This window comes from Paenibacillus sp. 2TAB23 (genome assembly GCF_052115165.1).
Classification (GTDB): domain Bacteria; phylum Bacillota; class Bacilli; order Paenibacillales; family Paenibacillaceae; genus Pristimantibacillus.
In genome coordinates this window covers 1-3,933 of the sequence record NZ_JBFRGD010000054.1, presented here as the reverse complement: position 1 = coordinate 3,933, position 3,933 = coordinate 1, and the positions used below count along the sequence as shown (strand labels likewise).

Annotated in this window: 9 protein-coding genes and 1 pseudogene; 7 read left to right on the top strand and 3 right to left on the bottom strand. The window is 41.9% G+C overall.

All coding sequences use genetic code 11. The features are described 5' to 3' along the window. A partial coding sequence (locus tag AB4Z29_RS32180; RefSeq protein WP_441946946.1) for a hypothetical protein occupies positions 1-203 on the bottom strand: 203 nt, incomplete at its 3' end. Between the two features lie 281 nt (positions 204-484). Here AB4Z29_RS32180 and AB4Z29_RS32175 point away from each other — a divergent pair. From AB4Z29_RS32175 to AB4Z29_RS32150, 6 genes and pseudogenes are all read left to right on the top strand, one after another. After that, a complete protein-coding gene (locus tag AB4Z29_RS32175; RefSeq protein ID WP_441946945.1) occupies positions 485-745 on the top strand; it encodes a hypothetical protein in 261 nt (86 codons plus the stop codon). A 184-nt stretch (positions 746-929) separates the two neighbouring features. Then, positions 930-1,067: a hypothetical protein gene (locus tag AB4Z29_RS32170; RefSeq protein ID WP_441946944.1), complete on the top strand. Its 138-nt coding sequence runs from the start codon at positions 930-932 to the stop codon at positions 1,065-1,067. A 32-nt stretch (positions 1,068-1,099) separates the two neighbouring features. Beyond that, the gene (locus tag AB4Z29_RS32165) at positions 1,100-1,324 is read left to right on the top strand and encodes a hypothetical protein (RefSeq protein ID WP_441946943.1); all 225 of its coding nucleotides are present in this window, start codon (positions 1,100-1,102) and stop codon (positions 1,322-1,324) included. Between the two features lie 276 nt (positions 1,325-1,600). After that, a pseudogene (locus AB4Z29_RS32160) lies at positions 1,601-1,732 on the top strand (methyl-accepting chemotaxis protein); the annotation flags it as partial. A gap of 13 nt (positions 1,733-1,745) precedes the next feature. After that, entirely contained in the window at positions 1,746-2,135 is a 390-nt protein-coding gene (locus AB4Z29_RS32155) for a methyl-accepting chemotaxis protein (RefSeq protein WP_441946947.1), read from the top strand. A 276-nt stretch (positions 2,136-2,411) separates the two neighbouring features. Next, the gene (locus AB4Z29_RS32150) at positions 2,412-2,591 is read left to right on the top strand and encodes an Imm70 family immunity protein (protein ID WP_441946942.1); all 180 of its coding nucleotides are present in this window, start codon (positions 2,412-2,414) and stop codon (positions 2,589-2,591) included. Positions 2,592-2,756: 165 nt separating this feature from the next. Here the strand turns inward: AB4Z29_RS32150 and AB4Z29_RS32145 are convergent, their stop codons facing one another. After that, positions 2,757-2,876, bottom strand: coding sequence for an IS3 family transposase (locus tag AB4Z29_RS32145; RefSeq protein WP_441946941.1), 120 nt, complete (start codon positions 2,874-2,876; stop codon positions 2,757-2,759). A gap of 505 nt (positions 2,877-3,381) precedes the next feature. On the opposite strand from AB4Z29_RS32145, the gene AB4Z29_RS32140 reads away from it, so the two are divergent. Beyond that, positions 3,382-3,732 (top strand): metal-sensitive transcriptional regulator, encoded by a 351-nt coding sequence (locus AB4Z29_RS32140; RefSeq protein ID WP_441946940.1) that lies wholly within the window; start codon positions 3,382-3,384, stop codon positions 3,730-3,732. A gap of 97 nt (positions 3,733-3,829) precedes the next feature. Here the strand turns inward: AB4Z29_RS32140 and AB4Z29_RS32135 are convergent, their stop codons facing one another. Further along, a complete protein-coding gene (locus AB4Z29_RS32135; protein WP_441946300.1) occupies positions 3,830-3,922 on the bottom strand; it encodes an IS3 family transposase in 93 nt (30 codons plus the stop codon). Positions 3,923-3,933 lie beyond the last annotated feature (11 nt).

Here is a 3,933-nt window from a genome sequence, read left to right as displayed (position 1 = left end):
GAAGCTGGCAGCTGCGCTTCGTTCGCCGGAAGTGAAGAAATATATCGAGGACACGTATAAAGGCGCAATTGTTGCCGCATTTTAATCGAATCATACTTGGAAATCGTCTCTGCCCTGCGGGTAGAGGCGATTTTTTTTGATTCGGCATCTTCGTTTTTCTTGACATAGACCTGCGCAACCTTTCCAGTCCGTTCGGTGTCCAAACCTAATATAAAACCCGAATTTTTTTATTTTAGGAGATTAATGAAAGTGAAGCGAAGCATAATGATCATGAACTTGAGCTTATTGCTTGTTCTGCCGAGTACAGCTGGGGCCGCTGCTTCCGCGAGATAAAGATTCCATTGGACGAAAAGCGGGAGCCTGTGGGGATTGCGCTTTTGAAAGTCGGGGTCACGTTTGTACCCTTGACGTGTATGACGAATTACTACGGAATCGACTAGAGCTGGGATGCGGCGGGGAAAAGAGCTCAGTTGCATTCGTCATCTTGTCGCCAATCTTTTTAAATTTCATCTTTCAGCCAGGAATAGAGCGGACGGTTCAATACAAAGATCAAATGTTACAAAAAAAAGCATTTGAGGCTGCTCAATTAGCTGCCCTGGAAGGAAGACTAGTACCAGAGATCAAAACCAAAATTCTAGAACAACTGGCAGCGGTATACTTTGACCGCGATAAGATTCAGTTAACCGGTACAACGACCACAGCTGCACGTGGAGAGCAGATTGAAATTACCTTACAGTATCCGTAAGGCATAACCCAAATTTTCAACTTGTTCGGTAGCGATGAGACAAGAGATTATTATTACCCAATTGCAATCATGAGTGAGCATATCGAGGAACGATCATGAAATGGGTGATCATGCTCCAGTTGTTGTCGCCAATCTCCATTATTTATAGCGCGCTTGGAATCAGGATGAGCATCTGCAGACAAAATTGAAAGCAAACCTGAAGGAAGGGATGGATCTGGCCACGCATGATGCCTCCCTTCAGATTGTGCAGGATGAGCTGGAGATCGGAAATATTCACTTCGATCCCGTAGAGGCAAAAAGGGTGCTGAAGCAATCGGTGTAAACGTCCTTTAAGTTGATGGGCTGCTGCAGCCGATGCCAAGAAAAATATGGCGTGATCCCTTTGAGCTTGTGCGGTTTGAAGGTGTAGAAACGGGGATCTTCCCACAGATTTATCACAGTGGACCGCCTTATTATTACTCCGATACGCTAAAAGGTCCTGCCATTATAGCCATTGTTAAAGTAAAGCATCCGCGCTATTTCGGAGTATCTGATGATATCGAGTACGTAGTAGTAAGCAGTCATGAATATGTGAAGTGAGAAGGAAAGAATTGTTAGCAAAGGAGGAATGGAGTTATGCGAATTAAATCAAATGATGCTTACGATGGTGGCGGTAAGTGTATGTTATTTGAATTGTTAGTAGAAGGGAATAGCCGAAGCCTCCATGCAATCTACCGCAGATGCGGAAAACGGCAATACTTCCTTGCACAGTGTAATGATTCAAATGGATTCCATTACCGAATCCGAAAACCAATCCGATAAGCTCATTCAATCGTTAGGCGAGAGTTCCAATAACGTACGTGAAATTTTGGATTTATATCTGAAATTGCAACACAAACGAACTTACTCTCTTTGAATATGTCTATTGAGGCTGCCCGCGCCGGTGAACATGGCAGAGGGTTTACCGTTGTGCTGGAGAAGTCAAGAAGTAAGCTGATCAATCATTAAAGGCTGCTAAGCAATCACTCAAATTCTTGAAGACATTTGGCATAAGAATGAGATGTCAATTAGAGCGATGTCGGCCGTTCGTATGGAAGTAAGATCAGGTGTTCAAAAGGTAGAAGAAACAAGTGAGGTCTTCCAAAGAATTGTTTCAGGATCTAGGCATGTTGCTGATCAAATTCATGCTGTTTCTGCAGTCGCCGCGCAGATGTCTGCCAGTTCAGAACAAGTCGCAGCATCTGTGGCCGAAATGAACCATATCTCCCAAACAACAGCTAATAATGTGAAACCGGTTTTAAACTCGACGAAGGAGCAATTTGGATCCATAGAAGAAATCGCCGCTTTAGGCGAACATATGAGCTTGTTAAATCAGGATTTACAAGAGAAAATGTCCATATTTATCAAATAGTCTGAAAGACCGTCCGAGTTATTGAGGCTTTGTTTTTTGCGATGGGTTATATTTACATACTAAGAGTACAATTTGGATACGTTTTTTGGTGCTTAGAACCAAGTCTAAGACAGTGGAGGATTGTAGGAATGGCTGAAGGTCTACCATCAGGTGGTCATAGTTGGTATTTAATGGGGTCAGGAAGTTTTCTTCATTTTTTTTTAACGGTCAACTGCCGTTTGAACCGAATGGATGGGGAAGCAAATATCCCATGTTGATGAATAAACTAACGAAGCTTTGGAGAAAGAGGACAATGCAAAATTGCTTGATGAGGTTAGAAGAACTCATGAAAAATTCAGTCCAGACGATGTTGTTTGGGACATAGAGGATTTGTCTGAGCAGCCACCTTGGGCAACAAATATTGATTTTTCCGTAACAAGTCTGGCAAATTTTTTTTGCAACAAGCAGTGCAGCTAGTATTTAAAGAAGCTTGTTAATAGGAACGAATACCGAGCAATTTACAGCTGGATCGTATATTAAAATGAATCGTTTAAAGGGCGGCTGTGTGTTTAGGTGCTTAATTTTAATAAAAATCTATTTGTATCGGTCAAGCCCCTATTTAATAAACATTAGAAAAAGCCTCTAGGAAGTAAATTGGCGTCGGAATTGGACCGGCATCAGTTTTATTAACTTTCTCTGTGAACGTTTATGGTTGTAAAAGTAAAAGTAGTCTTCAATTCTTCTTTGTGCTTCATCGAGCATTTAGATATCATAAGGATTCTTTCGTTTTGAGATGCGAGAAGAAGCTCTCCAAAGTAGCATTGTCATAACAATTGGCCCGATGAGTCATGCTGATTCGGGCGCCAACCTTTGGCAGCACGTTGGATGTCTACTGGAATCCTTGATCGCTATGAACGATCGATCCCGTCATGTCTTTTTTTTTGCAAAGGTTTCCTCAGTGGGAATTTCGCAGAGCATGTACTCCCAACCTCGTTTTTGGGCACATTAGGCATGTCACTTGCCTAAATCCCTGCTACGATATCCGCGATGTCAGGCGCCAAGCAAGAAGAGGCTGGGCTTGCATCGGGCCATGCGAATACTAGTTATCAGATCGGTTCGGCAGCCAGATAATAATAAAACGACTTCCCCCCCAGCCAAACGAGTTGGGCTAGAGTTCTCTTTTGCAGGGGATATTTCCAAAAATTTTATATTACTACATATAGGGTATGGCAGTATGGTATAATAAATAGAAAGGAGGCAGATATTAATGAGTGAACAAACAGATCTTATAGACCCAATCTCTAATGAGGCTTCTTCATGTTGCGTAACGGAAGAATCGGGGCGAAAGAGCCATCATTCGGACAAGGACAAGAATAATTTAGTTTCGCGTCTTAATCGAATTGAAGGACAAGTTCGCGGTGTTAAGGGAATGATTGAAAAGGATTCTTATTGCGACGATGTTCTAAATCAAATTGCTTCCGTTCAATCTGCTTTGAATAGTGTAGGTAAACTATTGCTTGAACATCATTTAAAAAGCTGTGTGATCGAACGTTTGCAGGATGGGGACACAGAAGTGCTGACGGAATTGATGACTACAATGAATAAATTAATAAAATAATAAGATCTATTAGCTGACAATTTCTCCATAACAAAAAGAGCATTTATACACTGTGAACTGCACCCCGTCAAGTAGACAGTACAAATAATAAAAATAGTTAGGCGGTCTTGGTCCTGTAATCCATTGGACTGAGGCCGTTTAATTTTGCTTGTAATCGTTCGTGGTTGTAAAAACGGATATAGGCCTCAATGTCCCTCTTGA

Coding starts and splice junctions, on each gene's coding strand:
- AB4Z29_RS32165 (WP_441946943.1), top strand. CDS start 1,100: ATGCCAAGAAAAATATGGCGTGATCCCTTTGAGCTTGTGCGGTTTGAA.
- AB4Z29_RS32145 (WP_441946941.1), bottom strand. CDS start 2,876: ATGCTCGATGAAGCACAAAGAAGAATTGAAGACTACTTTTACTTTTAC.
- AB4Z29_RS32140 (WP_441946940.1), top strand. CDS start 3,382: ATGAGTGAACAAACAGATCTTATAGACCCAATCTCTAATGAGGCTTCT.